Here is a 24,111-nt window from a genome sequence, read left to right on the forward strand (position 1 = left end):
TATCCTTCGGATGCAGCCAATTGCCGCTCTTCCTGTGAAAAAGTCCGTCACCCGCCGGCCCCGTTTTGATGCCGTTAGATCCCGTCCATTAGATTAAGTCCGGCATTCCATGGGGGAATGGGATGAGGGCAGGTCCATTGAAAACGCGGGTGACAAAAGCACTGTCCTATCTCGGCGCGCTGGTACTGGTCAGCCTGCTGTCCTGGTGGAGGCTCCCGGCACACGCGCAGGGCGTCCTCTGGGCAGAGGACGGGGCCGTCTTCCTGTCCGATGCCATGGCCCCGGACGATCGCTGGACGCCATTCAAGCCCTACGCGGGATATCTGCACTTCATCCCCCGCATAGCGGCAGAAATCGTGGTCCGGGGATTCGCCGTACCCGACTACGCATACGCCATGAACTTCCTGGCCTGCGCAGCCCTCGCCTGCATAGCACTGATGACCTTCCACTGCTCGAGTTCCCTGACGACGAGTGTATGGATACGTGGAGCATGGGCAGCGATCCCCATATTCGTCAACGTGGGAGCGATCGAAACACTTGGCAACTTCGCGAATTTGCACTGGTACTTGCTCTGGCTCGCCCCATGGCTCCTGATCAAACCGGCACGAACGCGGGCTGAAGCGCTCCTGCTGTTCGGTGCAGCATTCGCCACGGCATCGACGGAGATCATATCGGTCCTCTTCACGCCGTTGTTCCTCTACCGCTGGCGCAACCGCAGCCTGTGGCCTGCGAAAGCAGGACTTGCACTGGGATTGTGCGCCCAGTTGTACACCACGGTGACTTATCCGAGGGCTCCGTACACGCAATACCAACTGGATCCAGCATCACTGATCTACGGGTGGCCGCTAAACACCGCGGGGCCCCTGGTCTATGGTTACGCACGGGCACTGACCCAGCAGATCGTCAATTTCGGCGCCGCACCGGTAATTTTGGCGTTCCTGATCATTGCTGTCGCCACCGCGGCCGTCTTCATATACGGGCGGCGGCAGCACCGCCGCCTGGCGATGATGTTCCTCTCCGCGTCCATTTTGGTGTGGATTGCCTGCGCCGCGGCGAACCCGGCGCCGTTCCTCGATTACGCCCGGTTTACCGACGCCGATTGGATTGAACAGTTCGCGTTCACCCGGTATTCGGTAGCAGCCACCATGTTTGTCCTGGCCCTAGTGCCGGTGCTTTCGTCTGCGTTGGTGAGGTGGGCACACTGGACACAGCCAGGGATCCTGGTGGGTTTTGGCCTGCTCCTCACGTCCATGTACTTCCCTCCCTTCACGACCAGGGACTCCGGACCGTCCTGGGCTGAACAGGTGGCCACCGGAGCAGAAAAGTGCAGCTCCGGCGAAGCGGCTGCTTTCACCGCTGCTGTTGCACCGCACTACTTCACCGGCTCCGTCGAGATACCCTGCCCGGCGCTCGAAAAATGACTGCGGGATGACCAACGGCCAGTCTGCTTAAAACGCAGCTTTTCCTTTAGCGCTACTGCAGCCGGTGCGGCGCCTCCACCAGCGACCGGATGACGCTGCCGGCTGCGCCCAGCAGCGCGCCCGACTCGCCCACCGCGGAGACTGTGACCTGTTCGGACGCGTACTTGCCCGGGGCGTATTTCTGCACGCTTTCGAGCAACGGGCCGCGCAGCCAGGGCTCGAGGACCGCGAAGTGCCCACCGAGGACCACCGAGTGGATATTGACCACCCGCGCCGTTGACGCGAGCGCGATGCCCAGGCAGCGGGCCGCCCGTTCAACGGCGGATACCGCCTGGGGGTCTCCACCCTCCAGCGCCCCCAGCAGCGCGGACATGCTGGCGGACCGTGATGCAGCCTCCGGAGCCAGGCCGGATGCGGCGAAAATGGCGTCCTGGCCGGCGACGGTTTCAAGGCAACCGGTACCGCCGCAGGAACAGCGGCCGCCGTCCGGCTCCACCACGATGTGTCCCACTTCGCCGGCATGGCCTTCCGGGCCCGTGAACAGCTCGGACCCGATGACGATCCCGCCACCGACACCCACTTCGCCAGAGACAAACAGGAAGTCGGAGGCACCGTCCGGCCGGTACCTCAGTTCCGCCAGGGCTGCGGCGTTGGCCTCGTTGAAAAGCGCCACACCCAGGGGAGCTTCGGGCAGCAACGCACCAAGGTCAAGGTCCACATCGACCCACCCAAGGTTGGGGGCGGTGAGTACCCGGGCCGCGGCAGGGTCAACGAGTCCAGGAACGGCCAGCCCTCCACCGAGGACCTCGACCCCCCGCTCGCCCGCCGCGCTCCGTACCCGCGCGGCCAGGACTGCCAGCGCCGCCAGCACCGGGGCGTCCGGGCTGTTGCGGTTGTCGCGCTCCTTCACCTCACGGATCAGGACATTCCCGGCCAGGTCGACCACGGCCGCCGAGATGTAATCCACATTGATTTCCATCCCCATGACGGCGCGCCCCGGGTTAAGCTCCAGTCCGACACCCGGCCGGCCGCGCCCCTGAGGGTTCAGGCCTATTTCCCGAATGATTTCGGCGTCCAGGAGGTCCAGCACCAGGCTGGAAACCGACGCTTTGGTCAACCCGGTGGCGCCGGCTATCTGCGCGCGGCTGGGAAAGGTGCCGCGCGGGAATTCCGCGATTGCGCCCAGGACCAGGGCAAGGTTGCTGCGCCGGACATCCCCGACGCTTCCGGGGGCTGCGCCTCCCGGTCCCGCCACTGCAGGCGCCGGCATCACCATCACAAAGCTCCTTGGTTTATGGCTCCGATAATTTTTCCGGCTGTCGCAAGCTGGACCTATTGACCCCACCCTACGTCCGCTCATATAGTTCAGGCAATGAACTAATGCTTCGCAATCCCGCGAAGCGCCCGATCGCAAGGACGCAATCATGACCCTCTCCCCCACCCCCGCCGACAAGTTCACCTTTGGCCTTTGGACGGTCGGCTGGACTGGAGCCGACCCGTTTGGCGTCGCCACCCGCGCCTCCCTTGACCCGGTTGAAGCAGTGCACAAGCTCAGCGAGCTGGGCGCCTATGGCATCACCTTCCATGACAATGACCTGGTTCCGTTTGGCGCCTCCGCCTCGGAGCGGGAGCTGATTCTGAAGAACTTCCGTGCAGCCCTGGCCGAGACCGGACTGAAGGTTCCGATGGTCACCACCAACCTGTTCAGCCACCCCGTCTTCAAGGATGGCGGCTTCACCTCCAACGACCGCTCGATCCGCCGCTTCGCCCTGTCCAAGGTCCTGCGCAACATCGACCTCGCCGCCGAACTCGGTGCCGAAACTTTCGTCATGTGGGGCGGCCGCGAAGGCAGCGAATACGACGGGTCCAAGGACCTGGCCGCCGCGCTGGACCGCATGAAGGAGGGCGTGGACACCGCAGCCGGCTACATCAAGGAGAAGGGCTACAACCTCCGCATCGCCCTGGAGCCCAAGCCGAACGAACCCCGCGGCGACATCTTCCTGCCCACCGTGGGCCACGGCCTGGCCTTCATCGCCCAGCTGGAACACGGCGACATCGTGGGCCTGAACCCCGAAACCGGCCACGAGCAGATGGCAGGGCTGAACTTCACCCACGGCATCGCCCAGGCGCTGTGGGCCGGCAAGCTCTTCCACATCGACCTCAACGGCCAGCGCGGCATCAAGTACGACCAGGACCTGGTCTTCGGCCACGGCGACCTCACCAGCGCCTTCTTCACCGTCGACCTGCTGGAGAACGGCTTCCCGAACGGCGGCCCCAAGTACGACGGCCCCCGCCACTTCGACTACAAGCCCTCCCGCACCGACGGCTACGACGGAGTGTGGGAGTCCGCCAAGGCCAACATGGCCATGTACCTCCTGCTCAAGGAGCGTGCCCTGGCCTTCCGTGCAGACCCGCGGGTTCAGGAAGCCCTCAAGACCTCAGGCGTCTTTGAACTCGGCGAGTCCACCCTCGCCGCCGGTGAAAGCACCGCGGACCTGCTCGCAGACGCCGCAGCCTTTGAGGACTTCGACGCCGACAAGGCCGCCGAACGCTCCTTCGCGTTTGTCCGGCTCAACCAGCTGGCCATCGAGCACCTGCTGGGCGCCCACTAGCCACTTAGTACCCGCTGCGGGGCCCTGGAGATAATCCAGGCCCCGCAGCGTTTCCATTCCTGCACAAAAACATTCCTGCACAAGAAAAGAACACCCATGCCGCTCGTAGCCGGAGTCGACAGCTCCACCCAGTCCTGCAAAGTAGTCATCCGCGATGCGGACACCGGGGCGCTCGTCCGCCAGGGCCGGGCCGCCCACCCCGAGGGCACCGAGGTCCACCCGGACCACTGGTGGACTGCCCTGCAAAAGGCCGTGGCGGACGCCGGCGGGCTCGATGATGTCAGCGCCGTCGCCGTCGGCGGCCAGCAGCACGGCATGGTCTGCCTGGACAGCGATGGTGCGGTGATCCGTCCGGCGCTGTTGTGGAATGACACCCGGAGCGCAGGCGCAGCCGCTGAACTCATCGAGAGTGCCGGCGGCGGCGATCCCGCCGCCGGAGCGCAGTACTGGGCCAGTGCCACCGGCACCGTTCCGGTCGCATCCCTGACGGTGACCAAGCTGCGCTGGCTGGCAGCCAACGAGCCGGAAAACGCCGCGAAGGTGGCCGCGGTCTGCCTCCCGCACGACTGGCTGACCTGGCGGCTCGGCGGCTTCGGGCCAGGCAGCGGAGCAGAGGGATTGGCCGCCCTGGCCACAGACCGCTCGGACGCCTCAGGCACCGGGTATTATTCGACCGCCGAAGGCACGTACCTTCCGGACGTCCTGACCGCATCGCTCGGCCATGTGCCGGCCCTTCCCAGGGTCCTCGGGCCGCTGGAAACGGCAGGAAAGACTCCGGCAGGCGCTCTCCTGGCTCCCGGCGCCGGCGACAACGCGGCCGCCGCCCTCGGTGCAGGCGCCGCACTGGGCGACGTGGTGATGTCGCTGGGCACATCAGGTACCGTCTTTGCAGTGTCTGACAACCCGGCGGCAGATCCTTCCGGGCTGGTGGCAGGGTTCGCGGATGCGGCCGGCCACTACCTGCCGCTGGTATGCACGTTGAATGCCACCCGTATCTTCGATGCCACCGCTGCCCTGCTCGGCGTGGACCTGGCGGAGTTCAACCAGCTGGCATTGTCGGCCGGGCCGGGCGCGGGTGGCCTCACGCTGGTTCCCTACTTCGACGGCGAGCGGACGCCGAACCTGCCGGATGCCACCGGCTCACTGCATGGCATCACCCGGGCCAACTACACCCCAGCCAACCTGGCGCGCGCCGCCGTCGAAGGCGTGGTCTGCTCCCTGGCCGACGGCCTGGCGGCCCTGCAGGCGCAAGGCGTGCAGCCAAAGCGGATCCTCCTGGTCGGCGGGGGCGCCCAGTCGGTTGCTGTGCAGGAAGTCGCCGCCAGCCTGCTGGGAACGGCCGTCACCGTCCCCCAGCCGGGTGAGTATGTCGCCGACGGAGCCGCGCGCCAGGCCGCCGCGGCACTCACCGGACAATTCCCCAATTGGGCGGCAGACGCCGTCGACCTTCAACACGGAACGGACGACGCCGGCGTGCTGGCAAGGTACCGCAGGTTCGCCTCGTTGTACGCCCAGGGCTAGCCAGGGCTGGCAGCGGGAAGCGCACAGAAAAGAGGACCCGGACCAGCGGTGGGACAACCACCGCTGGTCCGGGTCCTTTCATGTGGGGCGCAGGCTCCTGCCGTGACGTAGCAGGAGCCCGCGGTCTTACACCAGGTCAGGCATACGGCAGGACAAGCTCCGCGTACCGCTCCTTGACCGTGGCCAGGACAGCATTGCCGTCCGTGTCCCAGATCTCCTGGTTGAAAATTTCCACCTCAATGTGACCGGTGTACCCGGCCTCGCGCACCCAGGTGCCGATGGTGGCAAAGTCCACCACGCCGTCGCCCATGTACCCGCGCGAGAGCAGCGGATCGGCGGCGATGGGCATGTTGAAGTCGCACACCTGGTAGGAGGCAATCCGGTTCTCACGTCCGGCACGTTGAATCTGCGCCTTCAGTTCGGGGTCCCACCACACATGGAAAGTGTCGACGGCGACCCCCACCGTCGCTGCATCGAACGGCGCCGCGAGGTCCAGGGCCTGCCCCAGGGTGGAGATGAGTGCGCGGTCCGCAGCATACATCGGATGCAGTGGTTCCAGCACCAGGCGGACGCCGTTTTCCTGCGCGAAGGGCACCAGGTCAGCAAGCCGGTCGGCCACCCGCTGCCGGGCGGCCACGATGTCCTTCTCCCCCGGGGCCAGTCCCCCCACCACCAGGAACAGCTCCCTGGTGTCAAGGGCCACGGCTTCGAGGATGGCCGCGCGGTTGTCTGCGAGCGCGGCGGCCTGCCCTTCGGCGTCGGCGGCGGTGAGGAATCCGCCACGGCAAAGGGAAGACACCCGAAGGCCGGCGTCCTTGATGAGGCGTGCAGCCTTATCAAGCCCGGCTTCCTCGACGCGGTCCCGCCAGGGGCCGATTGCCGGAATCCCCGCGTTGACACAGCCCTCGACCACCTGGGCGAGCGTCCACTTCTTGGTGGTGGCGCTGTTGATGGAGAGGCGGGAGAAGTCGCTCATACTCCCACCCCGTTGATCCGCAGGTAGTCGGACATCCGGAAAGCCGCGAGCGCCGGATCCCTCAGCAGGCCGGCCTTGTCGGCCAGCTCAAAGGTCCTGGACAGGTGGCACACCGAGCGGCCCGAGTGCAGTCCGCCCACCATCTGGAACCCCTGCTGCTTGCCGTTGAGCCAGGACATGAAGGCGATGCCGGTCTTGTAGTAGAACGTGGGGGCGCTGAAGATGTGCTTGCCCAGTTCGCGGGTGGAGTCCAGGATTTCGCGTGCCTTGGCGGCGTTTCCGGCCTCGTAGTTCTGCAGGGCCACCGAGGCGGCCGGGTAGATGGCGGCGAAGATGCCAAGCAGTGCGTCGGAGTGGTGGGTACCGTCGCCGTCGATGAGCTCGGGGTAGTTGAAGTCATCGCCGGTGTAGAGGCGGACACCCTCGGGCAGGGCAGCGCGCAGGGCCACCTCGTGGCTGGCGTCGAGCAGCGAGACCTTGACGCCGTCCACCTTGTCCGCGTTGTCCCGGATCAGGCCCAGGAAGGTTTCGGTGGCGGTGGCGACGTCGCCGGAACCCCAGTAGCCGGCGAGGGCGGGGTCGAACATGGTGCCCAGCCAGTGCAGGATGACCGGCTGGTCCACTTCCTGCAGCAGTGTGGAGTAGACGCGAAGGTAATCCTCCGGACCACTGGCCACCTTTGCCAGGGCACGCGACGCCATCAGGATGACCTTGGGCCCGGCCTCGGCGATGACGGCGATCTGTTCGCGGTAGGCCTCGAGGACTGCCTTGATCCCGGCCTCACCGGTGGGCAGGGCGTCGATGTCCAACTGGTCGGTGCCGGCGCCGCAGGATACGAGGTCCCGGACGGACTTGCCCGCGGTGACCGGGCTGTTGGCCGAAACCACCGAGGCAGCCTCCACCCCTGTGCGCTTGATGAGCTGCTGCGTGGCGGCCCAGTCCAGGCCCATGCCGCGCTGGGCGGTGTCCATGGCATCGGCAACGCCCAGGCCGTAGGACCACAACTCATGCCGGTAGGCCATGGTGGCGTCCCAGTCGAGGCGCGCGGGGGCGCCCGGGGTGTTGTCGGCCAGGACCTCGGGAATGACGTGGGCGGCGGCGTAGGCACGGCGCGCCGTCAAGGGGGCAGTGGGCCGGGCCCAGGCAGTGCCGCCCTGCAGGCGGTACTCCCTGGTGCCGCCATCTTCGGACGGAAGGATGAGTGAAGTCATTAGAGGCTGATCTCCGGGATGTCGATGGTGCGGCGTTCGTCGCTGGAGCGCAGGCCAAGCTCGGCCAGCTGGACACCGCGGGCGGCGGACAGCAGGCCGAAGCGGTGTTCGCGGCCGGCGACCACATCGCGCAGGAACTCTTCCCACTGCAGTTTGAAGCCGTTGTCGAGCTCGGCGTTGGCGGGAACTTCCTGCCACTGGTCACGGAAGGACTCGGTGACGGGGAGGTCGGGGTTCCAAACGGGCTTGGGGGTGTGCGCGCGCTGCTGGGCGACGCACTTGTTAAGGCCGGCAACTGCGGAGCCGAGAGTACCGTCCACCTGGAATTCCACCAGTTCGTCGCGGTAGACGCGCACTGCCCAGGAGGAGTTGATCTGGCCGATGACCTCGTCCCCGCCCGGGGTCTCGAGCTCGAATATGCCGTAGGAAGCGTCATCCGCGGTGGCCTTGTATTCCTTTCCCGCTTCGTCCCAACGGGCGGGGATGTGGGTAGCCGTCTTGGCATTGACGCTCTTGACCTTGCCGATGATGCCCTCAAGGACATAGTTCCAGTGGCAGAACATGTCCGTGGTCATTCCGCCACCGTCTTCCTTGCGGTAGTTCCAGGACGGACGCTGGGCCGCCTGGATGTCGCCTTCGAAGACCCAGTAGCCAAATTCGCCACGGATGGAGAGGATGCGGCCAAAGAAGCCCTCATCCACGAGGCGGCGGAGCTTAACCAGGCCGGGGAGGTAGAGCTTGTCATGGACGACGCCGGCGGTGACGCCGGCTTCCTTGCCGATCCGCGCCAGCTCGATGGCCTCTTCCAGCGTTTCCGCCGTGGGCTTCTCCGTAAAGATGTGCTTTCCCGCCAGCATTGCCTTCTTCAGGGTGGCGGCGCGCAGGCTGGTCATGGAGGCATCGAAAACGACGTCGACAGTGGGGTCGTTGATCACGGCGTCCAGGTCAGTGGTCCATTCAGAGACCTTGTGCTTTTCCGCCAGCTCCCGGATCTTGGCCTCGTTGCGGCCCACCAGGATCGGCTCCACCTGGACCCGCGTACCGTCCTCCAGGGTGAAGCCGCCGGCATCGCGGATGGGCAGGATGGAGCGCAGCAGGTGCTGGCGATAACCCATCCGGCCGGTAATGCCGTTCATGGCGATGCGGATCGTTTTCGTTTCGAAGCCCATGTGTCCTCCACGGTGAGTGAGCAATGTACTGAAGCTAAGTGGGAAAGCGCGTTCCCGCTGCTTCAATGATGCACGGCGCGTTTCCCGTTGGCAAGCGCTTTCCGGAAGTAGTTTGAACTGCCATAATGTGCTTAGCCTTTGAGCCCCGACCGACGACCAGGAGATGCAGTGGCTGCAAGTACCCTTACCGAGGTGGCACGCCTTGCCGGCGTCTCCCCCGCCACGGCTTCACGCGTGCTGAACGGCTCGGCCCGCAAGCCGGGCAAGGACATCGCCGAGCGGGTTCGGCAGGCGGCGGACTCGCTGGGCTACATTCCGAATGCGCAGGCCCAGGGGCTGGCAAAATCCAGCTCGGGCCTGATCGGGTTGATCGTCCACGACATCGCCGACCCCTACTTCGCCGCGATCGCACGGGGAGTCCAGGAAGCCGCGAGGGAACAGCGCAAGATGGTGCTGCTGGCCACCACCGGGGGCGGACCGGCGGAGGAGAAGGAAGCGGTGGCCGCCTTCGCCGCCCGCCGTGCGGACTCGATCGTCATTGCCGGATCCCGCTCCTGCCGGAGCGAGGACCAGGACGGCAACGCCGAACTGGCGGCGGAGCTTGACCGGTACTGCCGGAACGGGGGCCAGGTGGCCGTAGTGGGACATCCCGTGGTGGGTGCCACCGTCCAGGAGGGTTACCACGTAGTCAGAGTCCCCAACCAGGAGCTCGCGGGGCAGCTCGCCACCGAACTTGCGGCAGGCTGGGACGGCGGCTTCGTCATTGTCGCCGGACCCGAAGGCCTCCTGACCTCCGATGACAGGGTGCGCGGCTTCCAGGAAGGACTGGAGCGCGCAGGGCGGGGGCAGGCGGAAGTGATCAGGACCGCATTCAACCGGTCCGGCGGCTATGAGGCCGGGCTTCAACTGGCCGAACGGATCAAGGCCGCCCAGTCCAGCGCGACGGCGGGCGGGAAGCTCTGTATTTTCGCCGTCAATGATGTGATGGCCATCGGGGCGGCCGCTGCCCTCCGCGCGGAGGGCCTGCGCATCCCGCGGGACGCCGCCATCGCCGGCTTCGACGACATCGAAACCCTTCGCGACTTCCGGCCGGCCCTTTCCACCGTCCGCCTGCCGCTGGAAGACATTGGACGCTTTGCCACCCGGGCCACTGGTCCACAGCCCAACGGCGAGGACACGGACCACGTCCACCCCGGTGACGTTACCGGCGAGGTCACGCTGCGGCGCAGCACGGAGGTGGCAGCGTGACGGCGCCCCGCGGGCTGACCGCCATTCCGGCACATCCGGAAGCCGCTGGGCCCCGGCCGGCAATCCTGGTCCTCCCCGGCGGAGGCTATGCCCGCCAAGCCGACCACGAGGCCGAACCCGTCGCGGAGTGGCTCGCCTCCCTTGGCATCCATGCCTTCGTACTGCGCTACCGCGTGGCACCGCACCGGCATCCGGCTCCCCTGGAAGACGCCAAGGAAGCCATGCTCCACATCCGGAGCGGGCAGCATGGGCTCGCCGTGGACCCGGACCGCGTGGGCGTCCTTGGCTTCTCAGCCGGAGGACATCTGGCCGCCACCCTGAGCACGGCCGCGGCCACGGGGAATCCGAAGCTTGACCTTCCCGCCGCGGTGCCGGACCTTTCGGTGCTGTGCTACCCCGTGGCGTCACTGACCCACGAGCCGCACCAGGGATCGGTGGCGAACCTCCTTGGCGACGCACCGCCCTCGGACCTCCTGGCGGCGCTGTCGGCGGAACTGAACGTCACTCCCGGGACTCCCCCGGCGTTCCTCTGGCATACTGCCGACGATGAAGCCGTGCCGGTGAGCAACAGCCTGAACTACGCCAGGGCCTTATTCGCTGCCGGCGTCCAAGCGGAACTCCATGTCTTCCCGCAGGGACGGCATGGACTGGGACTTGCCCCGGGCGAGCCAGGGCCGGACCAGTGGACTTCGTTGTGCGCCGCGTGGCTGGAACGTTCCGGCTGGGCGGACGCCCGCGCGGGTGCTGCCGCGGCCAGCCAACGCTAGTCCAGGGCCCGGATGGTCCAGGCCGCCGAATGGGACTGGCCGGGCTGGAGGTGTACCAGGTCCGTTCCCGAGTTCAGGGCGTCCGGCGGGCAGGTCATGGGTTCAACGGCCAACCCCAGCCGGTCCGGGCCAACGGGCTTGTCACCGGTGTGCACCTGGACCCAGGGCCACTCCGTCCCCCATTCCAGCTCCACGCCCGTGCCGGACGGGTCGTGCACCCGCACCCGCGCCAGGCCGGAACCGTCCCGGGAAATGTCTGTGAAGGCATGGTCGATCTTGACCTGCCCCAAGCGCCGGACCGAGCGGAAGTCGAAGGCGTCGCCGTCAACCTGCCGCAAGGCTACGGGCAGCAGGCGGTCGGGCGTGACCTCAAGGTAGGTGCGGGCAGGAAGTTCCAGCGACCAGTCGTCCAGCGGCGAGGCGCCGGCCACGAGATAGGGGTGCGGGCATACCCCGTAAGGAGCGGGGACAGAACCGGTGTTGACCGCATGCACCGTTGCATGGAGTCCGTCGGCTGCAAGGGCATACGTAACGGTCAGGTCGAGATCGCCCGGGTATTCGGGGCCGGGCGGGATGTGGCAGCTTAGGACCGCCCGGTCTTCGGCCGTTTCCTTGACCTCCCACGCCCGGTGGATCGCCAGGCCATGGAGGGCGCAGCCGCGTTCCGGTTCGTTAACGGCCGCAGCAAAGGACCTTCCGGCGTAGGTGTAGGTGCCGTCCGCCAGCCGGTTGGGCCAGGGCGCACAGACGACGCCCCGGTAGTCGGGAACGGGGCCGTCCGGGCCGAAGCCCACCACCAGGTCCCTGTCGCCATGGCGCAGTTCGCGCAGCGCTCCCCCCCGGACGGTCACGACGGCGGAGTAGGCTCCGTGGGCCAGGTGGACTTCTGTTCCGGGCATGGGTTCCCTCTGCTTCAGAATGTGTTAGCGCTCACCAGCGTACCTCACGCACCTCGTCAATACTGGCTAAAGTGGCGCACATGGAAACGGCCGCTGACTAGGACCTTGTTGCCGCCGTCCGTGGCGCACTCCGGGAGCTCGCCGACCCGGCACGGGCCGCAGGCGCCCAGGCGTATATGAAGTCCTCGCTGCCCTCCCTGGGTGTGCTGGTTCCGGAAGTGCGGCACATCGCCGGGTGGGCTGCCCGTGAGTTTCCACCGGCGTCTGCCGGACAGCTGCGTGCCACAGTCCTGGAGCTGTGGCGCAGTTCCACCTTCCGGGAGGAACGCTACGCCGCGATTGATCTGACGGCACACCGGGTACTGGCTGGGGACCTGGACATGCTGCCGGTCTACGAGGAGATCATCCGGACCGGCGGATGGTGGGATTTCGCCGACGGTGTCTCCGGCCGGATCTGCGGCCTGCTGTCGGCGCACCCCGGGGAGATGTCCAAAGTGCTCCGGCAATGGTGCCGGGATCCGGACTTATGGATCCGCAGGGCCGCCATCACCTCGCAGCTGCGGGCCAAAAAGACCACCGATCCGGAGCTGCTCGCGGCTGTCATTGAGCCGAACCTCGCAGACAGGGAGTTCTTCATCAGGAAGGCGATCGGCTGGGCGCTGCGCGAGTACGCCAAGACGGCGCCGGAGTGGGTGGAGGGATTTGTCGCCCGGCACAGCGCGGAGATGAGCCCGCTGTCGCGGAAGGAAGCCCTGCGCCGGCTGAGGGCCGGCGCACGGCAGTAGCTGCAGGCTGCTAGATGACCGGGCGTTCGACGACGGGCTCGTGCGTCTTGCGGAACAGCCGGCGGGTGCCGGGATCCCAGAAGATCAGGTACAAGGCAAACAGGAGGGCCGTCAGCGCCGCTGCTATGCGGGCCAGGGCCAGCGCGAAGCCCAGGTCCTGGGTCTGGAGGTACGGGAAGACGTCCAGCTGGTCCGAGATGGCGTAGATCATGAAGAACGAAACCACAAAGTACAGTGCCTTGACCTGCCAGTCATTGCGGATGCCCGTGACGGCGAAGAGCGGTATCAGCCAGACGACGTACCAGGACTGGATGATGGGGGCCAGCAGGACCACTGCGGCCAGGGAAAGCGTCAGGCGGCGCATCAGCCGGTCGTAGTCCCCCTTGAAGATTTGCCAGGCGATGATGCCCACGGCAAGCAGCTTCCCGGCGTCGAACACCCATCCGGCAGGCACCGACCCGTCAAAGCCCAAGGCAGTCGCCAGCGACCCCACCACTTGGCCGATCAAACCCACCGGGGCGTACCAGATGGAGATGCTGCCCGGGGCGGACAGCCCGTTGATCCACCCGAAACCGAACCCGTTCACCATGCTCATCGCGGTCAGGAGCCCCAGGCTGAGTCCTGCCGTCAACGCCCAGAAAGCCACCTTCCGCAGCCACCCGGCCTTCTTGCCCGCCCACAACAGTCCAATGAACGGCAGGAAGACAATGGTGATGGGCTTCACCGCAATGGACAGGGTCACCAGCAGAATGCCGCGGAGCTGCCGCCGCGTGGCTGAGTAGTACAGCCCGGCCAGTGCCAGCCCGATCATCAGGGAGTCGTTATGGACGCTGGCGATGAAGTTGGTCAGGAAGAGCGGGTTGGCCACAGTGAGCCAGAGGGCCCGATGCGGGTTGACGCCGTGCAGTTCGGCGAGCCGGGGGACATAGATGACACACAGCACCACGCCGGCCAGCGCCACCAGCCGGAAAAGCATGACGCAGGCCTCCGGCTGGACATTGGTGACCCAGACGACGAACTGCTCGATCCACAGGAACAGCTGGCCGTAGGGAACAGGCGCTTCAGTCCACATCTTGTCTGCGCCGAGCTGGAAGTAGTTGGACAAGGCGGAGATGCCGTTTTCGTACGGGTTGAACCCCTCCACCATGAGGCGTCCCTGCCCGATATAGGCGTAAACGTCGCGGCTGAACAGCGGCACGCTGAACATCATCGGAAGTCCCCAGGCCACCACAGCGGCCAGGGTTGCCTTCCGCGCCTGGTTGCCCCACACGCGGACCTTCTGGCCGAGCCGCAGCCACGCGCGCACCAGGAGCATCCCGCCTACGGCCACCAGGATGATGGACAGCGCCACGCCCGGGGCTTCGGTACGCATCCAGATGAAGAGGGGCATGCGGCGGAGTTCCGAGACAGGGGCCAGCCAGCCGACGCCTATGGATCCGGCCAGCATGAACATGGAGCCCACGAAACCGGCAAGCAGGGGTGAGCGCGGATTGTCCACCTCGGCTTTGCCCTCCCGGGCAATGCCGGCCGCCGCCATCTCCCCCGTTATGGGCACAGGCGCCGTCATCTCAGGATCGTCCAATCTTCTTGCGTTTCCGCTGTTCGCCCGGCAGGCCATGCGGGCCGGGCCGGGACATGGTGCAGGGCCGAAGGGCGACCCGCCGCGTACCCGAAATCCTAGCATCGGCAGGGCGTCCGGAAGTGTAACGGTAGGCTGGTCCGGTGCCTATATCTAACGAACGAATCGTCTGGATCGACTGTGAAATGACCGGTCTGGACATCAAGAATGACGCCCTCATTGAGGTGGCAGCCCTGGTCACCGATTCGGAATTGAACATCCTGGGTGACGGCGTGGACGTGGTGATCAAACCCGACGATGCCGCGGTGGCGCAAATGTCCGATTTTGTTCGGGACATGCACACCAAGTCCGGGCTGCTGGCGGAACTCCGGCACGGCAGGACCATGGCAGAAGCGGAGGCCGCCGTGATGGAGTACATCTCCGCCTGGGTTCCGGATCCGCGGAAAGCACCATTGGGCGGCAACTCCGTGGGAACTGACCGCGTGTTCCTGTCACGGGACATGCCGGCCGTGGTGGAGCACCTGCACTACCGCGTAATCGACGTCAGCACCATCAAGGAGTTGTCGCGCCGCTGGTACGCCAGGGCCTACTTCCAGTCGCCCGCAAAAAAGGGTGGCCATCGTGCGCTCGGAGACATCAAGGACTCCATCGACGAGCTGCGGTACTACCGCGAAGCGGTCTTCGTTCCCGCGCCCGGACCGGACAGCGCCACGGCCCAGAGGATCGCCCAGGGGATCGTCAACGGAGACGCGACAGGGCAGCCCGCGGAGTAATCTGCGCCACGTTTCGATGAATTTTGCCCCAAATCGCAGAAAGTGGACAAAGCACCCCTTCCGAGCAGGTAAGCTATTTGAGTTGCGTTTCCGGGGAGCCGCTACGGCGGACATCCCCTGAGGCACATGGTGGGCGTAGCTCAGTTGGCAGAGCGCCTGGTTGTGGTCCAGGAGGTCGCGGGTTCAACCCCCGTCGCTCACCCTCACGGGGCGGCACATGCAGCCGTCGACAAAGGAGGCCGCACCGGATATCCGGTGCGGCCTCCTTTGTTGTGCCCCACCGGGCACGTGCACTGCAGCCGGGGACACCGCGAAGCCGAAGGACTACTGATATGACTGTTCTGCCGATCACTATCTGGGGCGAACCTGTCCTGCACCGGCGCGCCAGTGAGGTGGAGGTTTTCGACGACGAACTGCGCACCCTTATTGCCGACATGTTCGAAACAAACGATGCCGCCAACGGCGTGGGCCTTGCCGCCCCGCAGATCGGCGTCGGCAAGCGGATCTTCGTGTACAAGTACGCCAACGACGACGGCGCTCCCCCAACCGGCGTCGTCGTCAATCCCGTCCTGACCCTGTCCAAGGTCTCCGGTGCCGCTCCCGACCCCGACGAGGAGGAAGAGGGCTGCCTGTCCTTCCCCGGCGAGCAGTATCCGCTTAAACGGGCGGAGTGGGCACGGGTGGAAGGCTTTGACGGGGACGGGAACCCGGTGAAGTTTGAGGCGACGGGCTGGTTCGCCAGGGTCATCCAGCACGAATACGACCACCTGGACGGCAAGCTGTACGTCAACCGCCTGATGGACCGCTATTCCCGGAAGGCCATGAAGCAGGCCAAGAAGAACGGGTGGGGCGTACCCGGACTGACGTGGATGCCTGGCGTGGATCCCGACCCGTTCGGACATTGAGGCCTAAGGACCCCTTTCCACTGAGACGCAAAGGCCCATGCCCCTTGGACAGGGCGTTGCTCAGCGGGCAGTGGCGGCCTGCTGGACCCTGATGGTCTGCTGCTGCGGGCAGGAGGCGAGGACCCGTTTCATGGCGTCCTTTTCAGCCGCCGTCACCCAGAGCCCATAAGCAGCCTTCACCGAAATTTGGCGCGCAACATAATGGCAGCGGATGGCCGTGTTTTTCGGCAGCCAGGTGGCAGCATCCCCCGCGCTTTTTTGCTGGTTGGCAGCGCCGTCGGCGGCGATGAGGTTCAGGGGATCATTGGCCAGGCTTTGGCGCTCCTTCGGTCCCAGCCCCTGGGCTCCCTTTTGCCACGCATCGCCGAGTGCAACCACATGGTCGATCTGGACCGCGCGGCTGCTGTCGGAGCCGCGGCGGAAGTCCAGGTCCTGGCCGGTGTAGGGTTCGCGAAAGTGGCCGGCCGTTACTTTGCACCTGGATCCTTCGGCGAAGACCACATCAGCGAGGTCCCTGCGCAGGATGTCGTTGCGGGTGTCGCAGCCGTTCCGGTCAACATCAAGCCAGGCCTGGCCGAAGGCCTCCCGGCTGTAATCGGTGTTCGGTGCCCGGCCCTTCACGGCAAGGCCCTCCAGCGCCGAGACAGCGGTCCCGGCGGGGATGGGATTGGGCTCCTGCACCGGTTTCATCCAGGCGGCGTCGAAGACGGGTGCCTCCGTTGGTCCCTGCTGCGCAGGACCGGCCGCGGCGAACTGGCCGGCGGTGAAGAACCAGAAAAGCGCCGCCAGAATGGCGGCAGCCACCGTGATAAGCAGCGCCCAGGCCTGCCGGGAACGGCGGCGTGCCCGCCGGTAGGAGGACCAGGTGACGGTCATGGGGTGGACGCCGGGATGGAAAAGTCAGGCACCCCAAGAGCCTAGGACAATGGCAAGTTACGGCCGGCGATATCCACACTGTTGAGGACGAGTGATGGGTCACACGGCCGGCGGCCCCGGCGGGCTACTGCTCCCTGGTCACCCTCCGGAGGTCCTCCTCGGCGATGGCCAGCAGTCCCTCCAACTGGCGTACCCGCTCGTCGGAAACATCGCCGGTCTTCTGCCCGGCGCGGGCCCGTTCCAGCAGCCGGACGGCTTCCTTATGGTTGGCCTTGGCTACGTCCAAGGCGTGTTCGAGGGTGGTTTCGTGCTGAAGAGTCGATTCGTTGTCCATGCCACCAGTGTGGTCCCGATTCCCGACTGATTCCAGAGAACCAGCCGGGAATTCGCAGGACGTGACGGACTCGTTAGACAGCGATCGCGGCCAGCGCGGCGGCGCTTTCCTTGGCGGGGAACGACGGCGGGTTCACGCCTGCCATCTCCTCCATGACCCGGACCACCTGGCAGCTGTAGCCGAACTCGTTGTCGTACCAGACGTAGAGGACCAGGTTCTTGTCCGTGGACACGGTGGCCAGGCCGTCCACGATGCCGGCGCGGCGTGAACCGACGAAGTCGGTGGAGACGACCTCGGGCGAGTCGATGTAGTCGATCTGCTTGCGCAGGTCCGAGTGCAGCGACATCTCGCGCAGGTAGTTGTTGACCTCGTCCTTGGTGGTGCCGTTCTCGAGGGTGAGGTTCAGGATGGCCAGTGACACGTCCGGGGTGGGGACACGGATGGAGCTTCCGGTGAGCTTGCCCAGGAGCTCGGGCAGGGCCTTGGCCACAGCCTTGGCGGCGCCGGTTTCGGTGATAACCATGTTCAGCGCTGCGGAACGGCCGCGGCGGTCGCCCTTGTGGAAGTTGTCGATCAGGTTCTGGTCGTTGGTGAAGGAGTGGACGGTCTCCACGTGGCCGTGGACCACGCCGAACTTGTCGTTGATGGCCTTCAGGACCGGGGTGATGGCGTTGGTGGTGCAGGACGCCGCGGAGACGATCCTGTCCGAATCGGTGATGTCCCGGTGGTTGATGCCGTGGACGATGTTCTTCAGTTCCCCCTTGCCGGGAGCGGTCAGCAGGACCCGGGCAACGCCCTTGCTCTGCAGGTGCTGGCCGAGCCCCTCGGCATCGCGCCAGCGGCCGGTGTTGTCCACCACCAGGGCGTTGTTGATGCCGTAGGCCGTGTAGTCGATGGTGGCGGGGTCGTTCGAGTAGATGACCTGGATCCGGACGCCGTTGGCCGTGATGGTGTTGGCTTCCTCGTCGATCCGGATGGTGCCCTCGAAGGAGCCGTGGACGGAGTCGCGGCGCAGCAGGCTGGCGCGCTTGGAGAGGTCGTTGTCGGAACCGCGGCGAACCACGATGGCGCGCAGGCGCAGGCCATGGCCGCCACCGGCCTTTTCGATGAGGAGGCGTGCCAGGAGCCGTCCGATGCGGCCAAAGCCGTAGAGCACGACGTCGGTGCTGGTGCGGTCGTCGCCGCCCCGCTTGCCGACGATCTCGGCCAGTTCGGCCCGCAGGAACTCTTCAAGGGTGGCGCCGTTGCCCTCTTCCTTGAACTTCTGGTTCAGCCGGGCGATGTCGATCGCAGCCGCTCCCAGCTCGAGCCCGGCCAGGGTGTTCAACAGCGGTGCGGTCTCCTCCAGGAGCAGTTCGTCCTTGGCCATCCGGCGCGCAAAGCGGTGTGCCTTGAGGATGTTCATGGTGGACTTGTTGATCAGGCTCCGGCCGTGGATGCTGGTCACCACGTTGTTTTCACGGTACAGCCTGCCGATGACCGGGATCATGGCCTCGGCAAGGGCCTCCCGGCCCATCCACGTATCAAGACAAGAATCAGACGTCTGGCTCACAGAAATACCTTCCTCGGTTCAGCCGTGCACGTCCTCGTACACGGATGTAGGCCACCTGATGATGTCCAGGGGCACCGGCACCTGCAGGGATTTCCCCCAGGCACCTGGATCGCGTGCAAAGAAAAACCGCCGGCTGCGAACGCAACTTTCGGCGGTAGAACTCCTGCGTCCGGGATCAATTCTAATTTGGACTGCTACGGGGAACACGCTTGCACTGCGTGAAATCACTCACACAGCTATCCGGCCGGCAGCGCTTAATTGTGGATGGCCGAGTACAGGTTCAGGCTGGCGGAAAACACCAGCCAGGAAAAGTACGGCAGTACCAGGTACCCGGCGGCTGCGTCCACCGGTCCGAACTTCAGGATGAGAAACCCCAGGGTTGCGGTGAGGGCACAGATGACCGCAAAGGCAGACCACAGGGCCACCGCTCCGAGCATTGGGTACAGCGCGAAGAAGGCCACCGGCCACATGGTGTTGAGCAGCAGCTGCGCTGCATAGCCAACGAGGGTGCCTCCGGTGAGTCCGCCCTTGCGCCAGACCAGCCAGGCAGCTACGGCCACGCCGGCATACAGCACCATCCAGGTGGTCCGGAACATCCACGACGGCGGCATCCACGGCGCTTTCAGCGACGTTGCGTACCAGCCATTGGAGTTGAGGATGATCGGCACCGAGGCGAGGACCCAGGCCAGGGCGGAGAGGCCCAGGAAACCGGCGAGCGCAATGCCTTGGGAACGGGCGCCGGGAACGCCCGCGGCGAGTGCGGGGCGGGGTTCAGGAATTACGGGCACGGTTCAGCATCCCCGACGCGTTGCCCGTGGTCAAACGCGGTTTGCGGATGGGACAGCCGGTACGCCGGGTTCTGTTCTCCCCTTCCGTTACCGGAAACGGGAGCGACGGCCATCCATCTACGAGTACCGTTGCCGGCACCCTCCAGCGGCCTACCCGGACACTCGGGCGGGCAGCCCTCGAACGTGTCCTGTCTGGCCTTGCTCCGGGTGGGGTTTACCTAGCCTTCCCGGTCACCCGGGAAGCTGGTGGTCTCTTACACCACCGTTTCACCCTTACCTGCCCTTCCGGCCAAAGCCGGAATGCAGGCGGTCTGTTCTCTGTGGCACTGGCCTGCGGGTTACCCCGAGTGGGCGTTACCCACCACCCTGCCCTGTGGAGCCCGGACGTTCCTCGAGCCACTTGCGTGGCGCGCGGCCGTCTGGCTGTCCCATCCGCATCCAGTCTACCGGCGCCGCCGGCCGCCTTCGTCGCCGGTAGGATCGGACGGTGCTGATTCTGCTTCCCCCCTCCGAAGGCAAGACGCCCGCTCGAAGGGGTTCCGCCGTCGACTGGTCCGCCCTGGGCTTTCCGGAGCTCAACCCGTACCGCGCCAAGGTCCTTGAGGCATTGGGGACGGTCAGCGCGCACCAGGATGCCCTCGCCTTGCTGGGGGTGGGCGCATCATTGCGTGACGACGTCGAACGCAACACGCGCCTGCACGCCGAACCGGCGGCGCCGGCACACAGCATCTATTCCGGTGTCCTGTACGACGCCCTGGGCTACCGGACCTTGACGCCGGCCCAGCGCCGCAAGGCCGATGAGTCCGTCTTGGTGGTCTCTGCGCTGTGGGGAGCCCTGCGCTTTGGCGACAGCGTTCCCGCCTACCGCTTGTCCATGGGGACGGCCTTGCCCGACGTCGGCCGGCTGGCTCCGTTCTGGAAGGCGCAGTTGGGCGATACCCTGGGCGCGGCGGTCCGGGGGCACCTGCTGGTTGACTGCCGCTCAAGCACCTACGCCGCCGCCTGGGCTCCGCCGCCGGAACATACCGTCTCCGTGAACGTCTTCACCGAGACGGACGGTGTGCGAAAAGTGGTGAGCCACTTTGCCAAGCACACCCGCGGCGAACTGGCGCGGCACCTGCTGGTGCGCCGTGGAAAAGCCCCGGCCGCGCCGTCGGACCTCTTAAGGGCTGCCAGAGAAAAGTGGAACGCCGAACTGGTGCCGGGCACCGCCCGCAAACCGCATGCCCTGAACATCATCCTGCCGGGCTGATCTGCCGGGCAGTCCCGAGGTCAGGTCAGGACCACTCGTCGGAGCGGACCAGGATGGCGCCGGAGTCCGGGCAAAAGACGATCTCGTCGGCAGCTGCAGCCTTGATCTCGGCGAGGTCCCCGGGGCTGAGCTTCATGCCGGAGGCTTCCGAGGTGCCATGGAAGAGCCTCGCCGCGCCCACGCCGCGTTTTGCCAAGGTCTTTTCGTAGACGGCCAGCATGGTTGCGTCCAAACCTGCGGCGAAATCGGTGCGCTGGGAGCGGATCCCTGCGGCTTCGGTTTCCACCTCGGCGAGAGCTGCATCAAGTTCGGCGCGGATGGTGCCAAAGGATCCCTGGATGTCATCGACGATCTGCTGCTGGGCCGCCTGGCGCTCCCGCAGCGATTCGAGCCGCTCCATGACTTCGAGCTCCGCGTCTTCGAGGTCCGAGCGCCGCTTGTTCAGCGACACGATGTCCTTTTGCAATGCCACCAGGTCCTTGGACAGGCCTGTGCCGCTGTTGAGCCGCGCCTCGTCGCGTTGGATGCGCGAAGCAACCTGTTCGACGTCGGCCTCGGCCCTTTTCAGCTCTGCCTCGGCGTCGTGCACGGCCACCTTGGCTGCGCCCAATTCACCGTTGGCAACGGTGAGGGCGGCCTCGAGATCCTTGATGCGGGGATCGTTCTCGAGCGTGCGGCGGCGGTTGGCGAGGCCCTTCAGCCGGGCGTCGAGCCCTTGCAGTTCGAGCAACTTCAACTGTTCCGCCGGTGCTGCCTTGGCCACTGTTACCTCCGCTAGATCCCTTCCGGCCGCAGCCGGGCACCGAACCGGCGCTTCCTAGACTCTAGCGCGTGGCCTGCTCCCCCGCCTCGCCCGGCCGGGAGTTCAGCCGGGGGTCAGAATAAAGTCCCAGGGGTCGGTGTTGGTGGTGCTCACACGGATCTCCACGTCGTGGCCCTGGTCCGCCAGGACGTTGCCCAGGGCAGCTGCCGCGGCAGGCAGCCAGAGCCATTCGCTGGCGAAATGCGAAACGTCAACCAGGTAGGGCCGCCCGTTCAGGGCAGCCTCGCGCGCCTCCGATGCCGGGTGGTGGCGAAGGTCGGCGGTCACGTAGACGTCGGCGTTGCTGGCCCGAACTTCCGTGAACAGCGAGTCCCCGGCGCCGCCGCACACCGCGATGCGCCGCACCAGTCCGTCCTTGTCTCCGGAGACTCGCACTCCCCCGGCGACGGACGGAAGAATCCCGTAAACGCGTGCCGCGAAGTCGCCCAGGCTCATCGCCTCCGCCAGGTCGCCCACCCGTCCGATGCCTTCTTCCGGCAACCCATTTGCGGCGACGGTGAGCGGGACGGCGTCCTGGAGGCCCAGGGCATCGGCCAGGACGTCGGACACACCTCCGACGGCGGAGTCCCCGTTGGTGTGCACCGTCAGCAGTGCCGTCCCCGATTCGATGAGCCGGTGGACTGCCCGGCCCTTGGCCGACGTGGCAGCCACGGATGTGACGCCCTTCAGCAGCAGCGGGTGGTGGGTGATCAGCAGTTCCGCTCCCCAGTCAACGGCTTCCTCGATGACTTCGAGCGTGGGATCCACGGCGAACATCACCTTGGACACGGGCGAGGACGGGTGTCCTGCCACAAGCCCCACCTCGTCCCAGCCTTCAGCGAGCGATTCCGGCCACAGCTCCTCCACTGCCAGGAGCAGCTCAGCCAAGGTGGGGGCGTCGGCGGAACCGGCCGGAGCCGGCGTGTCGGACGAGGCTTCGCCGTCGTGATCTGCCTGGCCGGTAACGTCGGTGTCCACAGGTTCCATAGTCTTAGTTTTACCCCATCGGCTTCCTGCCGCCGCAGTTTGCGGCAGGCGCCGCAGAACGCCCGGGGAATGATCCGGCGCCGCCAACCATTGAAGAGGTCATGAAAACTTTTGTTCTTGGCGGAGGCTGCTTCTGGTGCCTCGACGCCGTCTACCAGAAGACCAGGGGTGTGGAATCGGTGGTATCGGGCTACACCGGCGGCCACGATCCCGAGCCTGACTACTATTCGGTCTGCAGCGGAACCACGGGCCACGCAGAGGTTGTGGCGGTGACCTTCGATGAGGAGGTCATCCCGGCCGAGGTTGTCCTTGACATGTTCTTCGCCCTGCACGACCCCACTACGCTGAACCGCCAGGGATACGACGTGGGCACCCAGTACCGTTCCTCGATGTTTTACGAAACCGATGAGGAGAAGATCCTGTTCGAGGAAGCGATCGAACGCAACCAGGCGCTGTGGCCGCATCCCATCGTCACCGAAGTCAGCCGCCTGCCCCGTTTCCATGTGGCCGAGGAATTCCACCAGAATTACTACGCCAAACACCCCGAGCAAGGGTACTGCCAGGTGATCATCAACCCTAAGCTGGCCAAGGCGCGGAAATATTACTCTGCATGGCTTAACGCTTAGCCACCCTTCACAAGGCCTCGTTAGGCTGACCTCAGTATCCACCCCTTAGAGATAGGCGTATGTACATGGCACGGATCTATGACGATGTGACGCAACTGGTCGGCGGGACCCCGCTGGTTCGGTTGAACCGGCTCAGCGAGGGGCTGGATGCCACCGTTGCCGTGAAGCTGGAGTTCTACAACCCGGCCAACAGCGTCAAGGACCGTATCGGCGTTGCCATCATCGACGCCGCGGAAAAGTCGGGCGCCCTGAAGCCCGGCGGCACCATCGTCGAAGGCACGTCGGGCAACACCGGCATCGCCCTTGCCATGGTGGGTGCAGCCCGCGGATACAAGGTCATCCTGACCATGCCCGAGACCATGTCCACCGAACGCCGGGTCATGCTGCGCGCCTTCGGTGCCGAGATCGTCCTCACCCCGGGCTCCGAGGGCATGCGCGGTGCCGTCGAAAAGGCCCAGGAGATCGTGGCCAACACCGAGAACTCCATCTGGGCCCAGCAGTTCGCCAACGAAGCCAACCCGGAAATCCACCGCAAGACCACTGCCGAGGAAGTCTGGGCCGACACCGACGGCGCCGTGGACATTTTCGTTGCCGGCATCGGCACCGGCGGAACCATCACCGGTGTGGGACAGGTCCTGAAGGAGCGCAAGCCCGGCGTGCAGATCGTTGCCGTGGAACCCAAGGACTCCCCCATCCTGAACGGCGGCGCCCCCGGCCCGCACAAGATCCAGGGCCTGGGCGCCAACTTCATCCCGGAACTGCTGGACACCAACGTCTACGACGAGGTTATCGACGCAACCCTTGAGGATTCTGTCCGCGTGGCCCGCGAACTGGGCGTCAAGGAAGGCATCCTCGGAGGTATCTCCTCGGGCGCCATCGTCTGGGCGGCCCTGGAGCTGGCCAAGCGGCCGGAGAATGCCGGCAAGCTGATTGTGGCGGTCGTGTGCGACTTCGGTGAGCGTTACATCTCCACCGTGCTCTATGACGACATCCGCGGCTGATCAGTCCGCTGTCCGCCCGTTTCCTGT

The 24,111-nt window shown here is 65.9% G+C and carries 22 protein-coding genes, 1 tRNA gene, 1 other RNA gene and 1 pseudogene; 12 read left to right on the forward strand and 13 right to left on the reverse strand.

Annotation, left to right across the window (positions count from 1 at the left end; all coding sequences use genetic code 11):
• Positions 1–149 precede the first annotated feature (149 nt).
• Entirely contained in the window at positions 150–1,421 is a 1,272-nt protein-coding gene (locus tag JCQ34_RS10925) for a hypothetical protein (protein WP_286397537.1), read from the forward strand.
• Between the two features lie 52 nt (positions 1,422–1,473).
• On the opposite strand, the gene JCQ34_RS10930 is transcribed toward JCQ34_RS10925, so the two are convergent.
• Positions 1,474–2,697, reverse strand: a complete 1,224-nt coding sequence (locus JCQ34_RS10930; protein ID WP_286397539.1) for an ROK family protein — start codon at positions 2,695–2,697, stop codon at positions 1,474–1,476.
• A 148-nt stretch (positions 2,698–2,845) separates the two neighbouring features.
• Between JCQ34_RS10930 and xylA the strand changes: the two genes are divergently transcribed.
• Positions 2,846–4,033, forward strand: coding sequence for a xylose isomerase (xylA, locus tag JCQ34_RS10935; protein WP_286397541.1), 1,188 nt, complete (start codon positions 2,846–2,848; stop codon positions 4,031–4,033).
• A gap of 96 nt (positions 4,034–4,129) precedes the next feature.
• Positions 4,130–5,554 carry a xylulokinase gene (xylB, locus tag JCQ34_RS10940; RefSeq protein WP_286397543.1) on the forward strand — a complete coding sequence of 475 codons (1,425 nt, stop codon included), beginning with the start codon at positions 4,130–4,132 and terminating at the stop codon, positions 5,552–5,554.
• Positions 5,555–5,690: 136 nt separating this feature from the next.
• Here the strand turns inward: xylB and JCQ34_RS10945 are convergent, their stop codons facing one another.
• The 3 genes from JCQ34_RS10945 to JCQ34_RS10955 are packed head-to-tail and all read right to left on the reverse strand — an operon-like array spanning position 5,691 to position 8,910.
• Positions 5,691–6,530: a sugar phosphate isomerase/epimerase family protein gene (locus JCQ34_RS10945; RefSeq protein ID WP_286397545.1), complete on the reverse strand. Its 840-nt coding sequence runs from the start codon at positions 6,528–6,530 to the stop codon at positions 5,691–5,693.
• Positions 6,527–7,741 carry a dihydrodipicolinate synthase family protein gene (locus tag JCQ34_RS10950; protein ID WP_286397547.1) on the reverse strand — a complete coding sequence of 405 codons (1,215 nt, stop codon included), beginning with the start codon at positions 7,739–7,741 and terminating at the stop codon, positions 6,527–6,529. Before JCQ34_RS10950 ends, JCQ34_RS10945 begins: the two co-directional genes overlap by 4 nt.
• The gene (locus JCQ34_RS10955) at positions 7,741–8,910 is read right to left on the reverse strand and encodes a Gfo/Idh/MocA family protein (RefSeq protein ID WP_286397550.1); all 1,170 of its coding nucleotides are present in this window, start codon (positions 8,908–8,910) and stop codon (positions 7,741–7,743) included. The genes JCQ34_RS10950 and JCQ34_RS10955 overlap by 1 nt, the downstream gene beginning before the upstream one ends.
• A gap of 168 nt (positions 8,911–9,078) precedes the next feature.
• On the opposite strand from JCQ34_RS10955, the gene JCQ34_RS10960 reads away from it, so the two are divergent.
• Both JCQ34_RS10960 and JCQ34_RS10965 read left to right on the forward strand, forming a co-directional pair.
• Entirely contained in the window at positions 9,079–10,158 is a 1,080-nt protein-coding gene (locus JCQ34_RS10960) for a LacI family DNA-binding transcriptional regulator (RefSeq protein WP_286397552.1), read from the forward strand.
• On the forward strand, positions 10,155–10,925 hold the full coding sequence (locus JCQ34_RS10965; RefSeq protein WP_286397554.1) for an alpha/beta hydrolase: 771 nt from the start codon (positions 10,155–10,157) through the stop codon (positions 10,923–10,925). The genes JCQ34_RS10960 and JCQ34_RS10965 overlap by 4 nt, the downstream gene beginning before the upstream one ends.
• Here JCQ34_RS10965 and JCQ34_RS10970 read toward each other — a convergent pair.
• Complete coding sequence (locus JCQ34_RS10970; protein WP_286397556.1) at positions 10,922–11,824, reverse strand: aldose 1-epimerase family protein; 903 nt, start codon at positions 11,822–11,824, stop codon at positions 10,922–10,924. The genes JCQ34_RS10965 and JCQ34_RS10970 overlap by 4 nt on opposite strands.
• Positions 11,825–11,928: 104 nt before the next feature.
• Here JCQ34_RS10970 and JCQ34_RS10975 point away from each other — a divergent pair.
• Positions 11,929–12,609 (forward strand): annotated as a pseudogene (locus tag JCQ34_RS10975) (DNA alkylation repair protein); the annotation flags it as partial.
• Positions 12,610–12,619: 10 nt separating this feature from the next.
• On the opposite strand, the gene mptB reads toward JCQ34_RS10975, so the two are convergent.
• Positions 12,620–14,176 carry a polyprenol phosphomannose-dependent alpha 1,6 mannosyltransferase MptB gene (mptB, locus tag JCQ34_RS10980; RefSeq protein WP_376976996.1) on the reverse strand — a complete coding sequence of 519 codons (1,557 nt, stop codon included), beginning with the start codon at positions 14,174–14,176 and terminating at the stop codon, positions 12,620–12,622.
• A 155-nt stretch (positions 14,177–14,331) separates the two neighbouring features.
• On the opposite strand from mptB, the gene orn reads away from it, so the two are divergent.
• The 3 genes from orn (at position 14,332) to def (ending at position 15,866) form a co-directional block, all read left to right on the forward strand.
• On the forward strand, positions 14,332–14,961 hold the full coding sequence (gene orn / locus JCQ34_RS10985) for an oligoribonuclease (RefSeq protein WP_286397558.1): 630 nt from the start codon (positions 14,332–14,334) through the stop codon (positions 14,959–14,961).
• A 129-nt stretch (positions 14,962–15,090) separates the two neighbouring features.
• A tRNA-His gene (locus tag JCQ34_RS10990) sits at positions 15,091–15,163 on the forward strand.
• A gap of 130 nt (positions 15,164–15,293) precedes the next feature.
• Positions 15,294–15,866: a peptide deformylase gene (def, locus tag JCQ34_RS10995; RefSeq protein WP_142133592.1), complete on the forward strand. Its 573-nt coding sequence runs from the start codon at positions 15,294–15,296 to the stop codon at positions 15,864–15,866.
• Positions 15,867–15,926: 60 nt separating this feature from the next.
• Here the strand turns inward: def and JCQ34_RS11000 are convergent, their stop codons facing one another.
• The 5 genes from JCQ34_RS11000 to rnpB all read right to left on the reverse strand — a co-directional run bounded on the left by JCQ34_RS11000 (position 15,927) and on the right by rnpB (position 19,847).
• Positions 15,927–16,742: a GmrSD restriction endonuclease domain-containing protein gene (locus tag JCQ34_RS11000; RefSeq protein WP_286397561.1), complete on the reverse strand. Its 816-nt coding sequence runs from the start codon at positions 16,740–16,742 to the stop codon at positions 15,927–15,929.
• A gap of 124 nt (positions 16,743–16,866) precedes the next feature.
• Positions 16,867–17,076: a hypothetical protein gene (locus JCQ34_RS11005; protein WP_142133590.1), complete on the reverse strand. Its 210-nt coding sequence runs from the start codon at positions 17,074–17,076 to the stop codon at positions 16,867–16,869.
• 73 nt (positions 17,077–17,149) lie between these two features.
• Positions 17,150–18,628 (reverse strand): glyceraldehyde-3-phosphate dehydrogenase, encoded by a 1,479-nt coding sequence (locus JCQ34_RS11010; RefSeq protein ID WP_286397563.1) that lies wholly within the window; start codon positions 18,626–18,628, stop codon positions 17,150–17,152.
• Between the two features lie 254 nt (positions 18,629–18,882).
• The gene (locus JCQ34_RS11015) at positions 18,883–19,416 is read right to left on the reverse strand and encodes a TspO/MBR family protein (protein WP_286397565.1); all 534 of its coding nucleotides are present in this window, start codon (positions 19,414–19,416) and stop codon (positions 18,883–18,885) included.
• A gap of 44 nt (positions 19,417–19,460) precedes the next feature.
• Positions 19,461–19,847: RNase P RNA component class A (gene rnpB / locus JCQ34_RS11020), an RNA gene on the reverse strand.
• A gap of 56 nt (positions 19,848–19,903) precedes the next feature.
• Here rnpB and JCQ34_RS11025 point away from each other — a divergent pair.
• A complete protein-coding gene (locus JCQ34_RS11025) occupies positions 19,904–20,668 on the forward strand; it encodes a YaaA family protein (protein WP_286397566.1) in 765 nt (254 codons plus the stop codon).
• Positions 20,669–20,693: 25 nt separating this feature from the next.
• Here JCQ34_RS11025 and JCQ34_RS11030 read toward each other — a convergent pair whose 3' ends face one another.
• Together JCQ34_RS11030 and JCQ34_RS11035 are read right to left on the reverse strand one after the other, a co-directional pair.
• A complete protein-coding gene (locus JCQ34_RS11030) occupies positions 20,694–21,431 on the reverse strand; it encodes a zinc ribbon domain-containing protein (protein WP_286397567.1) in 738 nt (245 codons plus the stop codon).
• 102 nt (positions 21,432–21,533) lie between these two features.
• The gene (locus JCQ34_RS11035; protein ID WP_286397569.1) at positions 21,534–22,457 is read right to left on the reverse strand and encodes a Nif3-like dinuclear metal center hexameric protein; all 924 of its coding nucleotides are present in this window, start codon (positions 22,455–22,457) and stop codon (positions 21,534–21,536) included.
• A gap of 101 nt (positions 22,458–22,558) precedes the next feature.
• On the opposite strand from JCQ34_RS11035, the gene msrA reads away from it, so the two are divergent.
• Entirely contained in the window at positions 22,559–23,083 is a 525-nt protein-coding gene (gene msrA, locus JCQ34_RS11040) for a peptide-methionine (S)-S-oxide reductase MsrA (RefSeq protein WP_286397571.1), read from the forward strand.
• 65 nt (positions 23,084–23,148) lie between these two features.
• Positions 23,149–24,084 (forward strand): cysteine synthase A, encoded by a 936-nt coding sequence (gene cysK / locus JCQ34_RS11045; RefSeq protein WP_286397573.1) that lies wholly within the window; start codon positions 23,149–23,151, stop codon positions 24,082–24,084.
• Positions 24,085–24,111 lie beyond the last annotated feature (27 nt).

This window comes from Pseudarthrobacter defluvii, from assembly GCF_030323865.1.
Lineage (GTDB): Bacteria > Actinomycetota > Actinomycetes > Actinomycetales > Micrococcaceae > Arthrobacter > Arthrobacter sedimenti.

What these genes read in the sequence shown, in the direction of transcription:
- JCQ34_RS11000 (WP_286397561.1), bottom strand. Translation starts at nt 16,742, where the DNA reads ATGACCGTCACCTGGTCCTCCTACCGGCGGGCACGCCGCCGTTCCCGG.
- JCQ34_RS11005 (WP_142133590.1), bottom strand. Translation starts at nt 17,076, where the DNA reads ATGGACAACGAATCGACTCTTCAGCACGAAACCACCCTCGAACACGCC.
- mptB (WP_376976996.1), bottom strand. Translation starts at nt 14,176, where the DNA reads ATGACGGCGCCTGTGCCCATAACGGGGGAGATGGCGGCGGCCGGCATT.
- JCQ34_RS11035 (WP_286397569.1), bottom strand. Translation starts at nt 22,457, where the DNA reads ATGGAACCTGTGGACACCGACGTTACCGGCCAGGCAGATCACGACGGC.
- JCQ34_RS10930 (WP_286397539.1), bottom strand. Translation starts at nt 2,697, where the DNA reads ATGGTGATGCCGGCGCCTGCAGTGGCGGGACCGGGAGGCGCAGCCCCC.
- JCQ34_RS10945 (WP_286397545.1), bottom strand. Translation starts at nt 6,530, where the DNA reads ATGAGCGACTTCTCCCGCCTCTCCATCAACAGCGCCACCACCAAGAAG.
- xylA (WP_286397541.1), top strand. Translation starts at nt 2,846, where the DNA reads ATGACCCTCTCCCCCACCCCCGCCGACAAGTTCACCTTTGGCCTTTGG.
- JCQ34_RS10950 (WP_286397547.1), bottom strand. Translation starts at nt 7,741, where the DNA reads ATGACTTCACTCATCCTTCCGTCCGAAGATGGCGGCACCAGGGAGTAC.
- msrA (WP_286397571.1), top strand. Translation starts at nt 22,559, where the DNA reads ATGAAAACTTTTGTTCTTGGCGGAGGCTGCTTCTGGTGCCTCGACGCC.
- cysK (WP_286397573.1), top strand. Translation starts at nt 23,149, where the DNA reads ATGGCACGGATCTATGACGATGTGACGCAACTGGTCGGCGGGACCCCG.
- def (WP_142133592.1), top strand. Translation starts at nt 15,294, where the DNA reads ATGACTGTTCTGCCGATCACTATCTGGGGCGAACCTGTCCTGCACCGG.
- JCQ34_RS10970 (WP_286397556.1), bottom strand. Translation starts at nt 11,824, where the DNA reads ATGCCCGGAACAGAAGTCCACCTGGCCCACGGAGCCTACTCCGCCGTC.
- xylB (WP_286397543.1), top strand. Translation starts at nt 4,130, where the DNA reads ATGCCGCTCGTAGCCGGAGTCGACAGCTCCACCCAGTCCTGCAAAGTA.
- JCQ34_RS10955 (WP_286397550.1), bottom strand. Translation starts at nt 8,910, where the DNA reads ATGGGCTTCGAAACGAAAACGATCCGCATCGCCATGAACGGCATTACC.